Genomic DNA, 17902 nt, shown 5'->3' with positions numbered 1-17902 from the left:
CGCCGGTTCCATTTGGGCCGGTCGCATAATGCAAAAAGCCCGGCGCTACAGCAACGGGCTCAGTCCAGACTCACTATGGAGGCACTGTGAAAGCATTGCAAGGCGTTGAAGGTCATGTGGAGTGGGTTGAGACCCCAAGTCCTACGTGCGATGTAGGGCAAGTTCGCATTCGGGTGGCAGCAGCCGGCTTGAATCGGGCGGATTTATTACAGCGTGCGGGGCTCTATCCGCCACCCCCAGGTGCCAGCGAGGTGCTGGGCCTGGAGTGCTCCGGGGTTATCAGTGAGGTGGGGGCCGGGTCTTCCTGGCAAGTAGGGGATCGGGTTTGTGCGCTGCTGGCCGGCGGTGGCATGGCGCAGGAAGTCGTGGTGGACGCGCGCCACGTACTGCCGGTGCCCGAGGGCCTGTCCCTGGCTGAAGCGGCCGCTCTGCCTGAGGTGTACAGCACTGCCTGGCTGAACCTGTTCCAACTGGCGGCCCTCAAGCCGGGTGAAAAAGTGCTGTTGCACGCGGGCGCCAGTGGCGTCGGTTCGGCGGCGATCCAGCTGTGCAAGGCCTTTGGCAGCCCGTGCTGGGTCAGCGTCGGCTCGGCGGATCGCCTGGCCTACTGCGAAGAGCTCGGCGCCCAAGGCGGTGTGGTACGTACTGACGGCATCGAGAGCCTGGGGGATTTTGGCCCGTTCGACGTGATTCTCGACCCGGTGGGCGGCAATTATGCAGCCATCAACCTCAAGCTCCTGGCCCGCGACGGTCGTTGGGTATTGATCGGCTTGATGGGCGGGCGCGAGGCCCAGTTGGACCTGGCGCAGGTGCTGGCCAAGCGCGTGCAGTTGCTGGGCTCGACCTTGCGCAGCCGCGATGATCAGTTCAAGGCTGATCTGCTGAGCGACCTGGGCCAGCAGGTGTGGCCATTGTTTGGTGAAGGGCGCTTGAGCCCGCAGTTGGCCAAGACCTTTGCGATCACGGATGCCGAGGCGGCGTTTGCGGAGCTGGCGACCAACCAGATTTCCGGGAAGTTGGTGCTGGTGATCGACGAAAGCCTGGCTTAAATGCCAATCTCGAATTGAAACCGGGTCAAAAGTGTGGGAGCGATCCGACAAGCCCGCTCCCACATTTTGATTGGGTTTCAAGTCAGGAAACGCGCTGTCAGGTCCACTGGTGAATCGGCCAGCCCGCCTGTTCAGCGTGGGCCCGTAGCACAGGATCCGGGTTCACCACCTGTGGGTAATCGACCTTGCTCAACAGCGGCAAGTCATTGCGCGAATCCGAATAGAAATACGCTCCTTCCAGGCTTTCACCTTCCTGCTCCAGCCATTGCATCAAGCGGGTGATCTTGCCTTCCCGGTAGGTCAGTACACCGACGGTCTTGCCGCTGTACACCCCATGGGCCACGTCCAGTTCAATCCCCAGCACCTCATCGATGCCAATACGCGCCGCTATCGGCGTGACCAAGTGCGTGCCCGAGGCCGAGATCACCAGGATCCGGTCACCGTTCTGGCGGTGGCGGGCGATGGTCTTGGTGGCGTCGCTGTAGATCAGCGGCTCGATAATATCTTCCACCCATGGCTCTACCAGATGTGCGACTTCTTCCGGGGTGCGCCCGATCATCGGTTCCAGGCTGAAGTCCATGAACTCTTCCATGGCCAACTCGCCGCGGCTGTAGGCGGACATCAGTTCATGGTTCTTGCGCATGAACGATTCACGGTCCACCCAGCCCAGGCGGCCCATCTGTTCGCTCCACAAGGTGGCGCAATCGCCGTGGATCAGGGTGTCGTCCAGATCAAAAATTACCAAAGCCATCAGTCATGCTTCCTCAATAAACGCTGCATCCTCAGGCTACCTCACACAGCGCAGCGGGATCGATAGAAAGTGCCAGGCGCTGGCCATCCGCATGCAGATCCTGGGCCGAGCGATTGAGTACGTCCACCACCAATTCCACGCCCCGGGCCTCGACACGATAGCGAATCACATTGCCCAGCAGGCTATGGCTGCGCACCAGGGCATCCAGTTCGCCGCTGCGGTTGAGCTCGATGGATTCAGGGCGGATGGCGATGCGCCCGTTGACCGGGCGCTGCAACAGCTTGCTGGCCTGCTCGGCATCCAACAGGTTGTAGTTGCCGATAAAACCGGCGGCAAAGGCATCCACCGGAGCGGTGTAGAGGGTCTCGGCGTCGCCGCTCTGCACGATCTTGCCCTGGTTCATCAGGAAGATGCGGTCGGACATGACCAGGGCTTCTTCCTGGTCGTGGGTCACGAAGATGGTGGTCAGCCCCAGCTCGCGCTGGATCTGGCGGATCTGTTCGCGCAGGTGCTTGCGAATCCGTGCGTCCAGGGCCGACAGCGGCTCGTCAAGCAGCAGCAGGCGCGGCCGCGTGACCAGTGAGCGGGCAAGGGCGACGCGCTGGCACTGGCCGCCGGACATCTGGTGCGGGTAGCGCCCGGCCAGGTCCTTGAGCTCGACCAGTTGCAACACTTCCTGGACCCGCTTGTGGCTGTCATCGGCGTTGACTTTCTGCATGCGCAGGCCGAAGGCGACGTTCTGTTCCACGGTCATATTGGGGAACAGTGCGTAGCTCTGGAACACCATGCCGATATGGCGCTTCTGCGGGCTCAACGGAACAATGTCCTGGCCGTCCAGCAGGATCTGCCCGCTGTCCACCGGCGTCAGGCCGGCGATGCAGCGCAGCAGCGTGGACTTGCCGCAACCGGACGGGCCGAGGAGGGTGACGAATTCGCCCTTGGCGATCTCGCAGTTGATATCACTGAACACCGGGGTGGCGGCGTAGCTTTTTTGCAGGTGCTGGACGCTGACGAAGCTCATTGGCTTTTGTCCTTGTTCAAGAGGTTGGCGGCCCAAGTGAGCAGCAGCACGAAAAGGAAATAGGAAATGACCACGGCGCTGGTGAAATGGCCGCTGCTGTTGCGCATGTTGTTGAGGTAAACCTGCAAGGTCTCGTAGCGCGTGCCGACGAGGATATTGGCGAACACAAACTCGCCGAACAGGAACGAGAACGACAGCAGCAACGCCACCATCAAACCCTTGCGCAGGTTGGGCAGCACCACCAGGATCGCGGCCTGCCAGGTGCTGGCGCCGAGCAGTTGGGCGGCGTCCATCAGGTCACGCAGGTTGATCGCTTGCAGGTTGTTGGTGATCGCGCGGTACATGAACGGCAGCGCCACGGTGAAGTAGCAGCCGATCAGGATCCACGGCGTACCGACCATGGCCAGCGGCCCCGAGCCATACAGCTGCAACAGCCCCACCGACGACACCACTGGCGGCACGGCGAAGGGCAAAAGGATCAGGATGTTCATCAGCGCATCGAGCCGGGGGAAGTGGTAATGCACCACGAACAGCAGCGGCAGGATCAGCACCACCGACAGGATCAGCGCACCCACGCATACCAGCAGCGACTGGCCAAAGGCATGTAAAAAGCGCGGGTCGCTCCACAGCTGCACATACCACTTGAAGGTAAAGCCGGCGGGCAGGATGGTGGCCGACCAACTGCTGGCGAGGGAGTACACCAGGGTACCAATCAGCGGCAGCACCAGGATCGCAAACAGCAGGTACACCACCACGCGATGATAGAGGGCAGCGGGGCTGGCTTCAGCGCGAGACATGGTAGCTCCTCTTGAGCAGCAGTTGATGGACCACGGTGACCACGGTCATCAGCGCCACCAGGATCACGGCCAGGGCGCTGGCCATGTTCGGGTCCAGGGAAATGTCACCGGAAACCATCGCCGCGATACGGATCGGCAGCACGTTGAAGTTACCGGTGGTCAACGCGTACACCGTGGCGTAGGCGCCCAGGGCGTTGGCCACCAGGATCACGAAAGTACCCAGCAGCGCCGGCGTCAGCACCGGCAGGCCGATATGCCGCCAGTACTGCCAGCCATTGGCTCCCAGGAGCGCTGCGGACTCACGCCAGTCTTCACGCAGGGCGTCGAAGGCCGGGTAGAGCAGCAGCACGCCCAAAGGGATCTGGAAGTAGGTGTACAGGATGATCAGGCCGGTCTTGGAGTACAGGTTGAAGTCCTGAATGATCCCGGCCTGCTTGAGCATGATGGTGATGCTGCCGTTGAACCCCAGCAGGATGATGAAGGCAAAGGCCAGGGGCACGCCGGAGAAGTTGCTGGTCATGTTGGCGAAGGCGGTGACGAAGTTGCGCAGCGGCGAATCCACCTTGCGCAGCGAGTAGCTGCCCAGCAACGCGATGATGATGCCGAAGATGCTGGAGTAGAAACTGATCTCCAGGCTGTGCTTGATCGCTTGTAGGTAGAACTTGGAGTTGAAGATCTTGCTGAAGTTGGCCAGGCCCCAGCCGAACTCCTCCGATTGCAGGCTGTTGACCATCACCCAGAACAGCGGCGCGATCTGGAATACGATAAAAAACAGGGCGAAGGGTACCAGGCACAAGGCGGCCAGCCATTTGCCACGGATCGCTGAACTCACTTCAATAGCTCCTGGCAGACAGGTTTTTCGTGGGCAACGCCAAGCAGGGCGCAGACGGTGCCGCAGATATCGGTTTGCTTGGGCTGGGCCTTGGGGTCGAGACTGAAGGCATCACCGAAGACAAACAGCGGGACTTCACGCTCCTCTGGCAACAGGCCGTTGTGGGAGCGGTCGTTGTTCATGCCGTGGTCGGCCGTTACCAGCACCTGGTAGCCGGCATCGAGCCAGCCTTGCAGGTAGTCGGCCAGGATAATGTCGGCTGTGCGGGCGCTGTTGCGGTATTGCGCGGTGTCGAGGCCGTGCTTGTGGCCGGCGTCGTCGATATTCATCGGGTGCACCAGCAAAAAGTTCGGCGCGTGCTTGAGGCGCAGGCTTTCGGCGTCGGCAAACAAGTGGGCGTCCGGGTAATGATCGCTCCAGTAGAAGTGGCCGTGCTGGATCGCCAGGGCTTCGTCGTCGGTGTGCCGGTCCCGTGCCGCGATGAACGGCGAGCGGTTGTAGAGCTCGCTGACCCAGTGGTAAGCCGCCGCTGCGGTAGTCAGGCCGGCGGCTCTGGCGTAGTGGAAGATACTGCGCTGGTTGGACAGGCGCGAGACGTGGTTGTGCACGATGCCGCTGTCGATCGGCGGTACGCCGGTGAGGATGCATTCGTACAGCGGGCGGGACAGGGCGGGCAATTCGCATTCCAGCTTGTACAGCGCCGCACGCCCGGCACCGACGTAGGCCTGGAGATGCCCCATGGCATGCCGGGCGACCTCGTAATTGAGGCCGTCGAGCACCACAAGGATGACGTTGTGCTTCATAGGGGCAGGGGCTCCGCGACAAATTGGGCTTGATTGCGTGGTTCTTCTGGAACCGGATCAACTGTGGGAGCTGGCTTGCCTGCGATAACGGTGCATTAGCCGATACGAGTGCTGAATGTCATACCGCTATCGCCGGCAAGCCAGCTCCCACCCAGGGCTTACTGCATATTGATGATGACTTCTTCCTGCCACTTCTGCGGCAAGGTCTTGGAGGTGGCCTCCCAGGCGGCCGGGTCCTTGATGGGCGTCACGTTTTTGTATTGTTCGTTAGGCAGCAGCTTGGCCTGCACTTCGGCGGGCAGGGTCAGGTGTTCGGCACGGATCGGCCGCGCATTGCCCTTGGCCAGGTTGATCTGCCCGGCATCACTGAAGATGTATTCGCGGGTCAGCTTGGCCGCATTCGGGTGCTTGGCGTATTTGTTGATGATGGTGGTATAGCCGGAAATCACCGAGCCATCCGATGGGATCAGCACCACGTAGTCATCCGGGTTGGCCATCTTCGCCTTGTAGCTCAGCCCGTTGAAGTCCCAGACCACGCCCACTTCCACTTCGCCTTTTTCCATGGTGGCAATGGTCGGGTTGGCCAGGGAAATACGCCCCTGCTTGGCAATGTCGGCGAACATCAGCAGCGCCGGCTGGATGTTCTTCTCGTCGCCACCGTTGGCCAGAGCGGCTGCCAACACGCCGTTGGCGGCTTGGGCGGCGGTGCTCACGTCACCAATCGAGACCTTGTATTTGCCGTTCTTCAGGTCCGCCCACTTGGTCGGGGCTTCGGAGCCGTGCAGCAGATTTTTGTTGATGATAAACGCGATGGTGCCGGTGTAGGCCAGTGCCCAGTGACCGTCTTTATCTTTGGCCCAATCGGGGATCTGTTCCCAGGTGCTGGGCTTGTAGGGTTGCGTGACGCCCTTGGTGGCCGCAATCGGCCCAAAGGCTGCACCGACGTCGCCGATATCGGCGCTGGCATTGTCTTTTTCCGCATCGAACTTGGCGATTTCCTGGGCCGAGCTCATGTCGGTGTCGATGTGCTTGAGGCCGTACTTGGCCGCAAGGTCTTCCCAGGTGCCTCTCCAGTTGGCCCAGTCATCGGGCATGCCGACGCTGTTCACAGCGCCTTCTGCCTTGGCGGCAGCTTCCAGGGTTTTCAAATCGGTGTCAGCGGCCATGGCGGCGGTGCACATGGCAATGGTCGAGCCTAACAGTGATGCCAGGAAAAGCTGTTTCATCCGAAGCTCCTTTGGGCGTTTTCAACGCTGCGATTTTTTGATGGCGCGGTTGGTTTGGTCTAGGTCAGCAATACACGAGCCAATTTAGGCGCGCTGGATGACAGTTTCATGTCGATGTCGTTTTTAAAGCGCCTGGGCAGGCGCCTGCCGGGTAAGCGTAGACCACGGCCATGACCCCGTAATACCTGGACTTGGCCGATGTATTGCAGGGCATGTGAGACGGCGGCGCACGGCGCTGTCATCTGTCGGTCATGTGTGATGCCTAGGCTTGCACGCACTAGCCGTCGCCCATTCCAGGGGCATTTGGCGCACCCAAACAGTGCTGGCCTAGTCCAGATAGGTAACGTTGATGCGTGATGAGGCAACCAAAGCGGTGACAGCCATAGGCCTGGCGCTGCAAGAGCAGATCAGCCACGGCTTATTGAGCCCGGCGAGCAAATTGCCGGCCGAGCGCAAACTCAGTGAGTTGTTTGGTACCACCCGCATCACCGTGCGCGAGGCGTTGCTGCAACTGGAAGCCCAGGGCCAGATCTACCGCGAGGAGCGGCGTGGCTGGTTCGTTTCGCCGCCCCGGCTGGCCTATAACCTGATGCAGCGCAGCCACTTCCACGCCATGGTCGGCGCCCAGGGGCGGGTGCCTTGCACTGAAGTCATATCGGCTCGCTTGCAACCGGCCTCGGCCGCTGTTTGTGCGTGGCTGCAACTGCCGGCGCTATCGAGCGTGATCCAGATCTGCCGCCGGCGACGTATTGATGGGCGGTTGGTGCTGTATGTCGAGCACTACCTCAACCCGCAGTATTTCCCGGGGATCCTTGCGTGTGACCTGAACGAGTCGATGACCGAGTTGTACGCCCGCCAGTACGACTTGCATTACGGGCGCGTGCGCTTTGAAATTGTGCCGACTTCATTGCAGGTGGAAGCGGCAGCCGCCCTGAAGGTCTCGGCAGGCAGCCCCGGGCTGCGGATCGCCCGGGTCAATTACGATCAGCACCAGCGCCTGATCGATTGCGACCTGGAGTTCTGGCGCCATGATGCGATTCACGTCGGGGTCGATGTGACCTGAGCGTCCTGCGGCCCACTCGCCGCCGTCACCACCTGCACACTCAAGCGCGGCATTGCCAGGTCCATGCCGGCCTCATCCAGGTGGCGCTTGAGCGACAGGTTGAACGCCCGCGACACTTCCCACTGCTTGATCGGCGCGGTCTTGAAGCGCGCGCGCAGGATGGCGTTGCCCGACTCGAAACTCTCCACCCCCTGGAACTCCAGGGGCGACCAGATATTGCGGCGCTGCAGCGGATCGGCGCGCATCTTCTGGCCGACGTCGCGCATCAGTTTGATCGCGGTGTCGATGTCCATGCTGGCAGGCACCGCCACGCGGAAAATCGCATAGCCGAATTCCCGCGAGTAGTTCTTGATGCTCTTGATCTCGCTGAACGGGATGGTATGCACGATGCCATCGATATCGCGCAGGCGCACGGTGCGGATGGTCAGGCCTTCGACGGTGCCGAGGTGGCCGCCGACGTCCACGTAGTCATCGATCGCCAGGGAGTCTTCGATGATGATGAACAGGCCGGTGATCAAGTCCGCTACCAGTGACTGCGCGCCAAAACCGATGGCCAGGCCGATCACACCGGCACCGGCCAGCAGTGGCGTGACGTTCATGCCCATGTTCGCCAGGGCGACGATGGCGGCGATGATAAAGATCGTCACGAACAGCACGTTGCGGATCAACGGCATCATGGTCTGCGCCCGCGCATTCGCCAGGCCTTTGCGCGAGCGGGTGAGGGCGTGGTGGATCGCGGTGTCGCTGAGGATCCAGATCAGCCAGGCGAACAGCAGGGTACCCGCGAGGCCGAACAATTTGACGCTGATTTCATGCCCATCGCCCTCGGTAAAGCGGATCAGCGACCAGCCCCAGACCCGCAGGCCGAGCTCGATGAACACCAGCCACACCGCCAGGTGGGCCAGGGTGTAGACGAAACTTTTCAGGCGTTCGGAATACAGCGCATGGCGCTTATGCCCACGTTGAGGCTTGAGGGCATGGCGGCGCACCAGGCCGTTGATCACCATGCACAGCACCAGCAACACCGTGCAGAACAATGACTGGCGCAAGGCGGTGCTGGTATCGCCTGCGGACACGAACGTGGCAAACAGCGAAATGCCCACCAGCAGCAGCGCCGGCAGGTACCAGAAGGTGCCGATGATCTCGATGGTGTCGCTCAAGGCGCGACGGGTCAGGCGCCGGGACAGTGGCTGGTTGCGGATCAGGTGCGCGATGGGTCGGCGGAAACGCAGGATAAACACGCCGGTAGACAGTGCGGCCAGCACATTGGCGACGGTCGCCGCGCTGTGTGCCAGGTGGGTGCCCAGGGCTTCGGTCAGGCGCGGGTCGCTCAGTGCCTCGCCAAAGGCGGCGAAGCTGCCGATCAGCCACAGCGGGCGAAACGCCTGGTGGCGCAGGATATAAAGGGCTCGGTGGCGGTGCGGGCCGTCGAGCACGGAAAAGGCAATGACGCAGATCGCCGAGAAACAGGTGCCGACCACCAGCGCGTACGCCAGGACCATTGCCAGGGACTTGCCCAGGGACGAGGGCAGGGCGTAGCTCAAGTAGACGGTGATCACCAGGGCAATCAGCCAGGGGCCGAGTTTGCGCAGGGCAAAACGCAGCATGTCCCAGGTCTTGGGGTGTTGGGGCAGTTCTTCACTGAGGCCAAAACGCAGGCGCACGCGATGGCTGAGCCAGATCAGCGCGGCCGCCAGCAGGCTCCAGAGCATCAGCACCATGGCAAAGCCAAAGATGATTGGCAGCCATTCGCTGGCTGGCAGCATCAAGGCGGAAAACTCGGCCTTGGCCTGGTCGAACTCGACGGACCAGCGATTGAGCGGGCTGTCGCTGCCGGACAGTTGTTGCTCCAGGCTCGCCAGGGTGCCGCCGATCAAGCCCAGCACCCCTTGCTCGGCTGCCGGTTGAGCTTTTTTCGTGGCTTCGCGCAGCTTCTTCAGGTCGGCCAGCAGCTTGGTGCGCTGCTGGTCGTTTTCCAGGGTCTTGATCACCTCGTCCAAAGACTGGCCCAGCGGCACGTCGGCTTGTGGTTGGGCTTTGGTGCTGCTGCCCAGAATGCCTGGCAGGCCGACCGCCTGGGCAGGGGCGATAGGCAATAGGATCAGCAGGCAAAGGAGCAGGCAGTAGGGCAGGGCAAACAGACGGGCAAGCACGAGGCGGTCAACCTTGGAAACGACAGATCGACCGAGTGTACGAGGGCGCTATGCCCATTGCGAGTGCATTTGTTATTCGGCCAGTTTTGCGAGGATCCGGTAAACGATGGTGCCGAGGATCAGCAGCATGCCGACCCACATGCCAAACACACCGAGGTTTTTGTCGCGGAAGTTGAAGCCAACGGCCAGCAGGATCATGCCCGTGAGGATGGGGATGAGCATGGCGTGGAAGGCGGACATCGGGATCATGGTGGGGACGGCCTTGTCGTAGAAAGATGATTACCAGTCTAGGCTGGATTGGCGCAAGTGGGGTTGATGTGTGTCAGATAGGGCGAAGGCTATGTGGCCAGGCGCTGTCGTGGCGAGGGGGCTTGTCCCCCACTGGGCTGCGCAGCAGCCCCAAAACCTGCCACCTCGTTGTATCTCATAGATCTCAGTGAGGCTGAATGGGGCTGCTGCGCAGCCCAGTGGGGGACAAGCCCCCTCGCCACAAAGGAGTCTTCAGGGCAGGTCGCGGCTTGCGTAGAACGCACTCAACACCTTCACCAGGTGCGCCAGGTCGTGGCTGCCGCACAGCTCGCGGATCGAGTGCATGGCGAATGTCGGCAGGCCGATGTCCACGGTGCGCACACCCAGGTGGCTGGCGGTGATCGGGCCGATGGTCGAGCCGCAGCCCATGTCGCTGCGCACCACGAAACTCTGCACCGGCACTTCTTCGGCCATGCACAGGTGGCGGAAGAACCCGGCGGTTTCGCTGTTGGTGGCGTAGCGCTGGTTGCTGTTGACCTTGATCACCGGGCCGGCATTGAGTTTCGGGCCGTGGTTGGCGTCGTGCTTGTCGGCGTAGTTGGGGTGGATGCCGTGGGCATTGTCGGCAGACACCAGCAACGATTTCTGAATCGCACGTACGAACTCATCACCCTCAGGCAGCAGGCGCCGCAGGGTCTGTTCCAGCATCGGGCCGTCGGCACCGCAGGCTGAGCAGGAACCGACTTCTTCGTGGTCGGTACACACCAGCACGCAGGTTTCGTCGGTCTCGCTGGTGAGCAGCGCTTGCAGGCCGGCGTAGCACGACAGCAGGTTGTCCAGGCGGGCGCCGGCGATAAAGTCGCCATGCAGGCCGATCACCGCCGCGCCTTGGGTATCGTAGAAACTCAGCTCGTAGTCGAGCACCACATCAGCGTTCAACCCATGTTCGCGGGCCAGTTGGTCGGTGAGCACGGCACGGAAGTCCACGCGCTCATCACCGGCAAACTGCGCGAGGATTGGCGGCAGCTCGGTCTGGGCATTGATCGCCCAGCCCTGGTTGGCTTCACGGTTCAGGTGGATGGCCAGGTTGGGAATGATGGCGATCGGCAGCTTGAAGTCGATCAACTGGCTTTCGACCTTGCCGTCACGGCGGAACGTCACGCGGCCGGCCAGGGACAGGTCACGGTCGAACCACGGCGCCAGCAGCGCGCCGCCGTAGACTTCCACGCCCAGTTGCCAGAAGCCCTGGCGTTGCAGCTCAGGTTGTGGCTTGACTCGCAGGCATGGGCTGTCGGTATGGGCGCCGACCAGGCGGATGCCGTCGTGCAGGGGCGACTGGCGGCCCATCTTGAACGCGATGATCGAGGAGTCGTTGCGGGTCACGTAGTAGCGACCGTTGGCCTCGGTAGTCCAGGTCTCGCGCTCGTCGAGGCGCTGGAAACCGGCAGCTTCCAGGCGTTGGGCCAGGGCCGCAGTGGCATGAAAGGGGGTGGGAGAGGCCTTGAGGAAGTCGATCAGGCCTTGATTCAACGCTTCGCGCATAAGTAGCTCCAGACAGCAATGGCGCGAGTTTACCGTATTGGCCCAACCGATTCATTGTAGGAGCGAGCTTGCTCGCGAAAAACGCCAACGATAATGCGGGCATCCTGGATATACACGGCGCTCTCGGGGTTTTCGCGAGCAAGCTCGCTCCTACAATTATTGTGCCTAGCCATTCAGAACGGCGCTGGGCACTCGAAGCGCAGGAGCTCGCCGCTTTGCGGGTGAGTAAAGCTCAGCATGCTGGCGTGCAGGCACAGGCGCGGCCAGGCGGCCAGGGCCTGTTCGTGGGCATACAAGCCATCGCCCAGTAGCGGGTGGCCGATGGACAGCATGTGGACCCGCAACTGGTGTGAACGCCCGGTAATCGGCGTCAACTCAACCCGGCACCAATCCCCGCAACGCTCCAGGACTTTCCAGAAGGTCAGGGCGTGCTTGCCGAACTCATGGTCCACCACATGGCGGGGCTTGGTCGGTGGGTCGTAGCGCAGGGGTAGGTCGATGCTGCCGCTGTCCAGATCCGGCTGGCCCCAGCACAAAGCGGTGTAGGCTTTTTCGGTTTCACGGTCGTGAAACTGGCGGGACAGTTCGCGGTGGGTGTCGGCATCCCGGGCCAGCAGGATGATCCCCGAGGTTTCCCAGTCCAGGCGATGGACGATGCGGGCCTCGGGATAACCGTTTTCTTGCAGGCGGGTGATCAGGCAGTCCTTGTTGTCGTCGGCGCGACCAGGCACCGAGAGCAGCAGGGTCGGCTTGTTCACCACCAGGACAGCGTCATCCTGGTGAAGGATATGAATATTGGACAGCGGCATTAAACAGTCTCGTAACAAACGCCAACGGCGACTGCGCCAACCACCCCTGTAGGGGCGGGTAGCGCAGCCGCCGTGGCGACCGCCTGTTCGATCAACGATCAGGCAGGGTGATATTGAGTTCCAGAATCGAGCAGCTGCCGTCGTTTTCCAGGGCGACATGCACGTCATCGTTGCCGATATTGACGTACTTGCGGATCACCTCAACCAGCTCCTTCTGCAGGGCTGGCAGGTAGTCCGGGGTGCTGCGTTGGCCGCGTTCGTGCGCCACGATGATCTGTAGACGCTCTTTCGCTACCGACGCGGTGCTTGGCTTTTTGTTGGCGCGAAAGAAGTCGAGAAATTTCATGATTTAGTTGCCTCCAAAGATACGCTCGAAGAATCCCTTCTTCTTTACATCGAGGAAGCGATGTTCCACGGTCTTGCCCAGCAGGCGATCGACAGCATCGCTGTACGCCTGGCCGGCGTCGCTCTGGTCGTCGAGAATAACGGGTACGCCCTCGTTGGACGCCTTGAGTACCGCTTGGGATTCTGGGATCACACCCAGCAGCGTAACTGCCAGGATATCTTTAACGTCTTCTACGCCCAGCATCTCGCCCTTGCTTACGCGCTCAGGGTTGTAGCGGGTGAGCAGCAGGTGCTCCTTGATCGGGTCCTGGTTGTCTTCGGCGCGCTTGGACTTGCTGGCCAGCAGGCCGAGCATGCGGTCCGAGTCACGTACCGAGGACACTTCCGGGTTGGTCACGACGATGGCTTCATCGGCGAAGTACATCGCCAGGTGAGCGCCGGTCTCGATACCCGCCGGGGAATCGCAGACCACGTATTCGAAGGTTTCTTTCAGCTCGGCCAGAACTTTGCCTACGCCTTCTTTGGTCAGCGCGTCTTTGTCACGGGTCTGGCTGGCGGCCAGTACATACAGGTTCTCAAGGCGCTTGTCCTTGATCAGGGCCTGTTGCAGGTTGGCTTCGCCGTTGACCACGTTGACGAAGTCGTACACCACGCGGCGTTCGCAGCCCATGATCAGGTCGAGGTTACGCAAACCGACGTCGAAGTCGACGATGACTGTCTTGTGCCCGCGCAGAGCGAGGCCGGTACCGATAGCGGCGCTGGTGGTGGTCTTACCCACACCACCCTTGCCGGATGTAACCACGAGAATCTTGGCCAAGGTGTTTCACCCCTAAGGAAAAAGGACCTCTCAGTCCCTGAAAAACATCTCTTGAAACTCGCTGCAGGCGGACAGTCTTCGTAGGAAAAAGATGTGCCTCCCGTAGGGAGAACGCCAACTTTCAATTATTCCTACGCAAGTCTTGCCGGTTTCGCTGTGCTATCAGAGTCCAGAGATGCTTGGAAAATGCGGCAGTATCCGTTAAAGACGGATGATGTTCAACACATCGCCCGACAGGCTGACTTGTACCCCGGCCCCCCACAGCGGATCACGGCGCAAATCTTCCGAAACCTTGTACTGGCCGGCGATGGACACCAGCTCAGCGCTCAATTGCTGGCAGAAAATCCGGGCCTTGGTATCGCCCTTGACTCCAGCCAGTGCCCGGCCACGCATTGGGCCGTATACATGGATGTTGCCATCGGCGAGAAGTTCCGCGCCGGGACTGACCGGAGCGACCACCACCAGGTCGCCGCCCTGGGCGTAAATCTGCTGCCCGCCGCGTACGGGAGAGGTGATGATCCTTGTAGGCTTGATCGTCGGCTCTGGTGGTTTTTCCGGTTTTTTCTTCACTTCACCTTCCACCGGGTCGAGCACACGCTCGCGGGCGCCGGACGGTGGCAATACTGGCAGTTCAATGGCGATGGCGGCCGCGATGTCTTCGATACGGCTGGCGCGAATGGCCAGGGTGCGCAGGCCATGCTGGCGGCAAACACGCATCAACCCGGGCAGGTCGACCGCGCCCTGGCCGGCCGGCAATTTATCCAGGGCCAGCACCAGCGGCGCGTTGTTGAAGAAATTCGGGGCCAGGGCTACCTTGGCGGCGAGCTGGCGGTCCAGGGCATCAAGGTCGTTACGGGCCAGTTCCAGCACAGTAATGGCGAGCATGCTGCCTTTGAGCTGGAAGACGGGATCTTGGTCTAGCGATTCGGTTTGGCTCATGGTCGGCAAAGCGGCTTGTCACGAAAAGTGTCGAGACTTATAACGAGAACAACCGCTAGCCGCAAGCCGGGTCGAACCGTTGTAGAATGCGCGGCCCTGTCTTTACCGGAATCTGTAATGGATCGCCCGCGTTTTCGAGCTGTATTTTTTCACCCGCGTTTCTGGCTGCTATGGCTGGGGCTCGGTGTGCTGTGGTTGATTACCCAGTTGCCATACCGCGTGCTGCTGGGAATTGGTCGTGTGCTGGGTGCGTTTATGTACCGGGTGGCCGGTGAGCGCCGGCGCATTGCCGCGCGAAACCTGGAACTGTGCTTCCCGCAAATGTCCGCCCAGGAGCGTAAACATTTGCTCAAGGAAAACTTTGCATCCACCGGTATCGCCTTCTTTGAGATGGCCATGAGTTGGTGGTGGTCCAAACAGCGCCTGGCGCGCCTGGCCCATGTCGAAGGGCTGGAGCACCTCAAGCAGGCCCAACGCGAAGGCAAGGGCGTGATCCTCATGGCCCTGCATTTCACCACCCTGGAGATCGGTGCGGCCTTGCTGGGGCAGAAGCACACCATCGATGGCATGTACCGTGAGCACGGCAACCCGTTGTTCGACTTTATTCAGCGTCGTGGCCGCGAGCGCCACAACCTCGACTCCCTGGCGGTAGAGCGCGAAGACGTGCGTGGCATGCTCAAGCTGCTGCGCGCCGGCCGGGCGATCTGGTACGCGCCCGACCAGGACTATGGCGCCAAGCAGAGCATTTTTGTGCCGTTGTTCGGCATCCAGGCCGCCACAGTCACCGCCACCAGCAAGTTCGCGCGCCTGGGCAAGGCGTTGGTGGTGCCGTTTACCCAGGAGCGCCTGGCCGATGGCAGTGGCTACCGCATGGTGATTCATCCGCCTTTGAGCGACTTCCCCGGCGAATCCGATGAAGTCGATTGCCTGCGTATCAACCAATGGGTGGAAACCGCGGTGCGCGAGTGCCCCGAGCAATACCTGTGGGCTCATCGCCGCTTCAAGAGCCGGCCACCGGGCGAACCCAAGCTGTACGAAAAGCGCCGCTGAATAAACGGATTGTCCCCGCCCATGGAGTTATGCAATGCGCCCAACTGAACCGGTCACAGGCTTGATTCTTTCCGGCGGCGGGGCGCGTGCGGCGTATCAGGTGGGTGTATTGGCGGCGATTGCCGAACTGTTGCCACCAGGGGCTGCCAACCCTTTCCCGGTGATTGTTGGCACCTCGGCCGGGGCGATCAACGCGGTGAGCCTGGCGAGCGGCGCCATGGACTTTCGCGCAGCAATCGCGCGCCTCACCGCATTCTGGCAGGGCTTTCGCAGCCACTTGGTGCTGCGCAGCGACTGGCCGGGGGTGATTCACCAGGCCAGCCGCTTCCTGACCCGCAGCTTGCTGGGCCTGGGCTCACCAGTGCCGGTGGCACTGCTCGACAGTTCTCCACTACGGGAACTGCTGCAGGAAAAACTGCATTTCGAAGGCATCAATGAAGCAATCCGCCACAAACACCTGCACGCCGTCGCCGTGACGGCGTTCGGCTATGAGTCGGGGCAGGCGGTGACGTTCTATCAGGGCGGCGGCACCATCGACGCCTGGTTGCGCCACCGGCGCATTGGTTTGCCCACGGAACTGACCGTGGAGCACCTGCTGGCCAGTTCGGCGATTCCGTTGCTGTTTGCCCCGGTCAAACTCGATCAGGAATATTTTGGCGATGGCGCCGTCCGCCAATCAGCGCCGATCAGCCCGGCGTTGCACCTGGGGGCCAGCCGGGTACTGGTGGTGGGTGTCAGTGGCAACCCGCGTTCCCCGGACCCCTCGGTGCCGCAGCAGCGCACCTACACCGGCCAGGAGCCGACCCTGGCGCAGATCGGTGGGCATATGCTCAACAGCACGTTCATTGACAGCCTGGAGAGTGACATCGAGTTACTGGAGCGCCTCAACCAGTTCAGCCATCTGCAACCGGCCAACAGCGCTGCGCGCGGTCTTGCACCGGTTGAAGTACTGGTGATTGCGCCCAGCCAACCCATCGATGAAATCGCGGCACGCCATCGCCAGGAACTGCCGGCGGCGTTGCGTCTGTTTTTGCGTGGGCCAGGGGCGACCAAAACCAGCGGGGCGGGGGTGCTCAGCTATCTGCTGTTCGAGGCGGGGTATTGCAGTGAGTTGATCGAGTTGGGCCGGCGCGATGCGCTGGCCAAGCGCGAAGAGTTGCAGCGGTTCCTGGGCTTGACCCCGAACTGAATCGGGGCGCGGGCTTGTGTGGGAGAGGGCTTGCCCGCTCCCACAGGGGAGGCCGGGGTTGGCTTTAGAAGTGGTACTTGACCAACAGGCTCGCGGTGTCCTGGTTGGTCTCGAACGCGCCGCTGTCCTGGATCCCGTACTTATTCTTCCAGTAGTCGTATTCAAAACCCACATACAACTGCTTGGCGCCCCAGCTCATGGCCTTGCCCAGGTCATATTTGACCTGTGGGTTGAAGTGCAGGTTGGCGTGGTAAGTGCCACGGGCGTTCTTGTCGTTATCCACCACCCAGTCCATGAAACCGTCGATCAGCACATCGGAGTTGCCCACTGGAATGGTGTAGGACCAGACCGGGGTGATCTGCCATACGCCGTCACCCGGGCGATTGCCTTCGGTCTGGCGCTGATAGAAGTTCAACTGGAAGTAGTCAAAGCCAGGGATGTTCAAGTCGAACGCCGGGCCGACCAAGTACGACTCGTTGTCGCCTTCGCCGAACTCGTAGGTGAACGCCAGCAATACATCTTTGATCGGGCCGAAGGACAAGTCTTTATCGAAGATCTTGCCAAACGACAGCCGCGGGCTGAACTCGCCGTAGTAAGTATTGGGGCCGACGTTGCCGTCTTCCTTACCGTTGTAAAAGATGCGGTCGAGGAAGAAGAAGTTGTCGCCGTACTTCCAGGCATCGGCATGTTCGAAGGTAACGGTTTGCTGGATCTCTGGGTTGACTTTGAAGTTCTTGCCCCACAGGTAAGTCAGGCTGTTGTTCTGCCACTGCAACAGGTCACCCGCTATTGCTTGGCCCCCGGCCAACAGGGATCCGGCCAATATCAGGCTGTTCACGGTACGTTTCATTCGGTTGCTCCCGAGCTAAAGTTTTGTGGTTTTTCTTCTACGCAGGCGCTCTGGTGTGGCGCCTTTTGGTTCGCTGCAAAAATCGTCTGTTCGGTCAGCTTTAATGCTTTTAGCAAGAGCTGCGCCAAAGTGTTTGAAAAGCCAAAAAATCCCCGCCGGCTGCATGGGATGCAGTCGGGTTCAGAGGACTTTTGCGCACTTTGGCAGCAGACATAAGGCCGGGATAAGTTGGCCTTTAAGTCAGCTTTTACATTCGCTGTTTTTTTTTGAGTCGATTCGAGCGGGCGCGGAGAATACTGGCTCCAGAGCCTGTGCTCAAGTGCGCTGTAAAAGAGCGCAGGGGGCGAGAATGGGGCACGGCGTGTGGCCAGCCCCAAGTTGGTGGTGTGCATGTTGGTGTTCCCTGTTCGTTGTTAT

The 17902-nt window shown here is 61.1% G+C and carries 19 protein-coding genes; 4 read left to right on the top strand and 15 right to left on the bottom strand.

The features are described from left to right. Positions 1-86 precede the first annotated feature (86 nt). Positions 87-1049 carry a zinc-binding dehydrogenase gene (locus tag BHC62_RS14450; protein ID WP_070995364.1) on the top strand — a complete coding sequence of 321 codons (963 nt, stop codon included), beginning with the start codon at positions 87-89 and terminating at the stop codon, positions 1047-1049. A 97-nt stretch (positions 1050-1146) separates the two neighbouring features. On the opposite strand, the gene BHC62_RS14445 is transcribed toward BHC62_RS14450, so the two are convergent. The 6 genes from BHC62_RS14445 to BHC62_RS14420 all read right to left on the bottom strand — a co-directional run bounded on the left by BHC62_RS14445 (position 1147) and on the right by BHC62_RS14420 (position 6479). Beyond that, positions 1147-1800 carry an HAD family phosphatase gene (locus BHC62_RS14445; RefSeq protein ID WP_029292818.1) on the bottom strand — a complete coding sequence of 218 codons (654 nt, stop codon included), beginning with the start codon at positions 1798-1800 and terminating at the stop codon, positions 1147-1149. A 31-nt stretch (positions 1801-1831) separates the two neighbouring features. Then, entirely contained in the window at positions 1832-2821 is a 990-nt protein-coding gene (locus BHC62_RS14440; protein WP_070995363.1) for an ABC transporter ATP-binding protein, read from the bottom strand. Next, the gene (locus BHC62_RS14435; RefSeq protein ID WP_070995362.1) at positions 2818-3618 is read right to left on the bottom strand and encodes an ABC transporter permease; all 801 of its coding nucleotides are present in this window, start codon (positions 3616-3618) and stop codon (positions 2818-2820) included. Before BHC62_RS14435 ends, BHC62_RS14440 begins: the two co-directional genes overlap by 4 nt. Then, positions 3605-4450, bottom strand: coding sequence for an ABC transporter permease subunit (locus BHC62_RS14430; protein WP_070995361.1), 846 nt, complete (start codon positions 4448-4450; stop codon positions 3605-3607). The genes BHC62_RS14435 and BHC62_RS14430 overlap by 14 nt, the downstream gene beginning before the upstream one ends. Continuing rightward, positions 4447-5253: an alkaline phosphatase family protein gene (locus tag BHC62_RS14425; protein ID WP_070995360.1), complete on the bottom strand. Its 807-nt coding sequence runs from the start codon at positions 5251-5253 to the stop codon at positions 4447-4449. The genes BHC62_RS14430 and BHC62_RS14425 overlap by 4 nt, the downstream gene beginning before the upstream one ends. Before the next feature lie 158 nt (positions 5254-5411). Continuing rightward, entirely contained in the window at positions 5412-6479 is a 1068-nt protein-coding gene (locus BHC62_RS14420) for an ABC transporter substrate-binding protein (RefSeq protein ID WP_070995359.1), read from the bottom strand. Between the two features lie 349 nt (positions 6480-6828). Between BHC62_RS14420 and BHC62_RS14415 the strand changes: the two genes are divergently transcribed. Beyond that, positions 6829-7542, top strand: a complete 714-nt coding sequence (locus tag BHC62_RS14415) for a UTRA domain-containing protein (protein WP_070995358.1) — start codon at positions 6829-6831, stop codon at positions 7540-7542. Here the strand turns inward: BHC62_RS14415 and BHC62_RS14410 are convergent. From BHC62_RS14410 to minC, 7 genes are all read right to left on the bottom strand, one after another. Continuing rightward, positions 7518-9695, bottom strand: coding sequence for a mechanosensitive ion channel family protein (locus BHC62_RS14410; RefSeq protein WP_029300408.1), 2178 nt, complete (start codon positions 9693-9695; stop codon positions 7518-7520). The genes BHC62_RS14415 and BHC62_RS14410 overlap by 25 nt on opposite strands. 72 nt (positions 9696-9767) lie before the next feature. Beyond that, on the bottom strand, positions 9768-9944 hold the full coding sequence (locus tag BHC62_RS28615; protein ID WP_166647837.1) for a hypothetical protein: 177 nt from the start codon (positions 9942-9944) through the stop codon (positions 9768-9770). 252 nt (positions 9945-10196) lie between these two features. After that, entirely contained in the window at positions 10197-11486 is a 1290-nt protein-coding gene (locus BHC62_RS14405) for a M18 family aminopeptidase (RefSeq protein ID WP_029300406.1), read from the bottom strand. Between the two features lie 173 nt (positions 11487-11659). Continuing rightward, entirely contained in the window at positions 11660-12295 is a 636-nt protein-coding gene (locus BHC62_RS14400) for an RluA family pseudouridine synthase (RefSeq protein WP_070995357.1), read from the bottom strand. A gap of 91 nt (positions 12296-12386) precedes the next feature. After that, complete coding sequence (gene minE / locus BHC62_RS14395; RefSeq protein ID WP_003175252.1) at positions 12387-12641, bottom strand: cell division topological specificity factor MinE; 255 nt, start codon at positions 12639-12641, stop codon at positions 12387-12389. Positions 12642-12644: 3 nt separating this feature from the next. Beyond that, entirely contained in the window at positions 12645-13457 is an 813-nt protein-coding gene (gene minD / locus BHC62_RS14390) for a septum site-determining protein MinD (protein WP_029300401.1), read from the bottom strand. A 201-nt stretch (positions 13458-13658) separates the two neighbouring features. Further along, on the bottom strand, positions 13659-14396 hold the full coding sequence (minC, locus tag BHC62_RS14385) for a septum site-determining protein MinC (protein ID WP_038447253.1): 738 nt from the start codon (positions 14394-14396) through the stop codon (positions 13659-13661). Between the two features lie 117 nt (positions 14397-14513). On the opposite strand from minC, the gene BHC62_RS14380 reads away from it, so the two are divergent. Further along, entirely contained in the window at positions 14514-15446 is a 933-nt protein-coding gene (locus BHC62_RS14380; protein ID WP_029300398.1) for a lipid A biosynthesis lauroyl acyltransferase, read from the top strand. A gap of 34 nt (positions 15447-15480) precedes the next feature. Next, the gene (locus tag BHC62_RS14375; protein ID WP_029300396.1) at positions 15481-16635 is read left to right on the top strand and encodes a patatin-like phospholipase family protein; all 1155 of its coding nucleotides are present in this window, start codon (positions 15481-15483) and stop codon (positions 16633-16635) included. Between the two features lie 64 nt (positions 16636-16699). Here the strand turns inward: BHC62_RS14375 and BHC62_RS14370 are convergent, their stop codons facing one another. Both BHC62_RS14370 and BHC62_RS28150 read right to left on the bottom strand, forming a co-directional pair. Continuing rightward, positions 16700-17485, bottom strand: a complete 786-nt coding sequence (locus BHC62_RS14370; RefSeq protein ID WP_029300394.1) for an outer membrane protein OmpK — start codon at positions 17483-17485, stop codon at positions 16700-16702. Continuing rightward, positions 17482-17877 carry a hypothetical protein gene (locus tag BHC62_RS28150; RefSeq protein ID WP_133714268.1) on the bottom strand — a complete coding sequence of 132 codons (396 nt, stop codon included), beginning with the start codon at positions 17875-17877 and terminating at the stop codon, positions 17482-17484. The genes BHC62_RS14370 and BHC62_RS28150 overlap by 4 nt, the downstream gene beginning before the upstream one ends. Positions 17878-17902: the final 25 nt, after the last annotated feature.

This window comes from Pseudomonas sp. 06C 126, assembly GCF_001855215.1.
GTDB classification, from domain to species: domain Bacteria; phylum Pseudomonadota; class Gammaproteobacteria; order Pseudomonadales; family Pseudomonadaceae; genus Aquipseudomonas; species Aquipseudomonas proteolytica.
This window is presented reverse-complemented; position numbering and strand designations above follow the sequence as displayed.

Bases quoted from the DNA above. Each gene is read 5' to 3' on its own strand.
- BHC62_RS14445 (WP_029292818.1), bottom strand. From the start codon at position 1,800: ATGGCTTTGGTAATTTTTGATCTGGACGACACCCTGATCCACGGCGAT.
- BHC62_RS14440 (WP_070995363.1), bottom strand. From the start codon at position 2,821: ATGAGCTTCGTCAGCGTCCAGCACCTGCAAAAAAGCTACGCCGCCACC.
- BHC62_RS14435 (WP_070995362.1), bottom strand. From the start codon at position 3,618: ATGTCTCGCGCTGAAGCCAGCCCCGCTGCCCTCTATCATCGCGTGGTG.
- BHC62_RS14425 (WP_070995360.1), bottom strand. From the start codon at position 5,253: ATGAAGCACAACGTCATCCTTGTGGTGCTCGACGGCCTCAATTACGAG.
- BHC62_RS14420 (WP_070995359.1), bottom strand. From the start codon at position 6,479: ATGAAACAGCTTTTCCTGGCATCACTGTTAGGCTCGACCATTGCCATG.
- BHC62_RS14415 (WP_070995358.1), top strand. From the start codon at position 6,829: ATGCGTGATGAGGCAACCAAAGCGGTGACAGCCATAGGCCTGGCGCTG.
- BHC62_RS28615 (WP_166647837.1), bottom strand. From the start codon at position 9,944: ATGATCCCGATGTCCGCCTTCCACGCCATGCTCATCCCCATCCTCACG.
- BHC62_RS14405 (WP_029300406.1), bottom strand. From the start codon at position 11,486: ATGCGCGAAGCGTTGAATCAAGGCCTGATCGACTTCCTCAAGGCCTCT.
- BHC62_RS14400 (WP_070995357.1), bottom strand. From the start codon at position 12,295: ATGCCGCTGTCCAATATTCATATCCTTCACCAGGATGACGCTGTCCTG.
- minE (WP_003175252.1), bottom strand. From the start codon at position 12,641: ATGAAATTTCTCGACTTCTTTCGCGCCAACAAAAAGCCAAGCACCGCG.
- minC (WP_038447253.1), bottom strand. From the start codon at position 14,396: ATGAGCCAAACCGAATCGCTAGACCAAGATCCCGTCTTCCAGCTCAAA.
- BHC62_RS14380 (WP_029300398.1), top strand. From the start codon at position 14,514: ATGGATCGCCCGCGTTTTCGAGCTGTATTTTTTCACCCGCGTTTCTGG.
- BHC62_RS14375 (WP_029300396.1), top strand. From the start codon at position 15,481: ATGCGCCCAACTGAACCGGTCACAGGCTTGATTCTTTCCGGCGGCGGG.
- BHC62_RS14370 (WP_029300394.1), bottom strand. From the start codon at position 17,485: ATGAAACGTACCGTGAACAGCCTGATATTGGCCGGATCCCTGTTGGCC.
- BHC62_RS28150 (WP_133714268.1), bottom strand. From the start codon at position 17,877: ATGCACACCACCAACTTGGGGCTGGCCACACGCCGTGCCCCATTCTCG.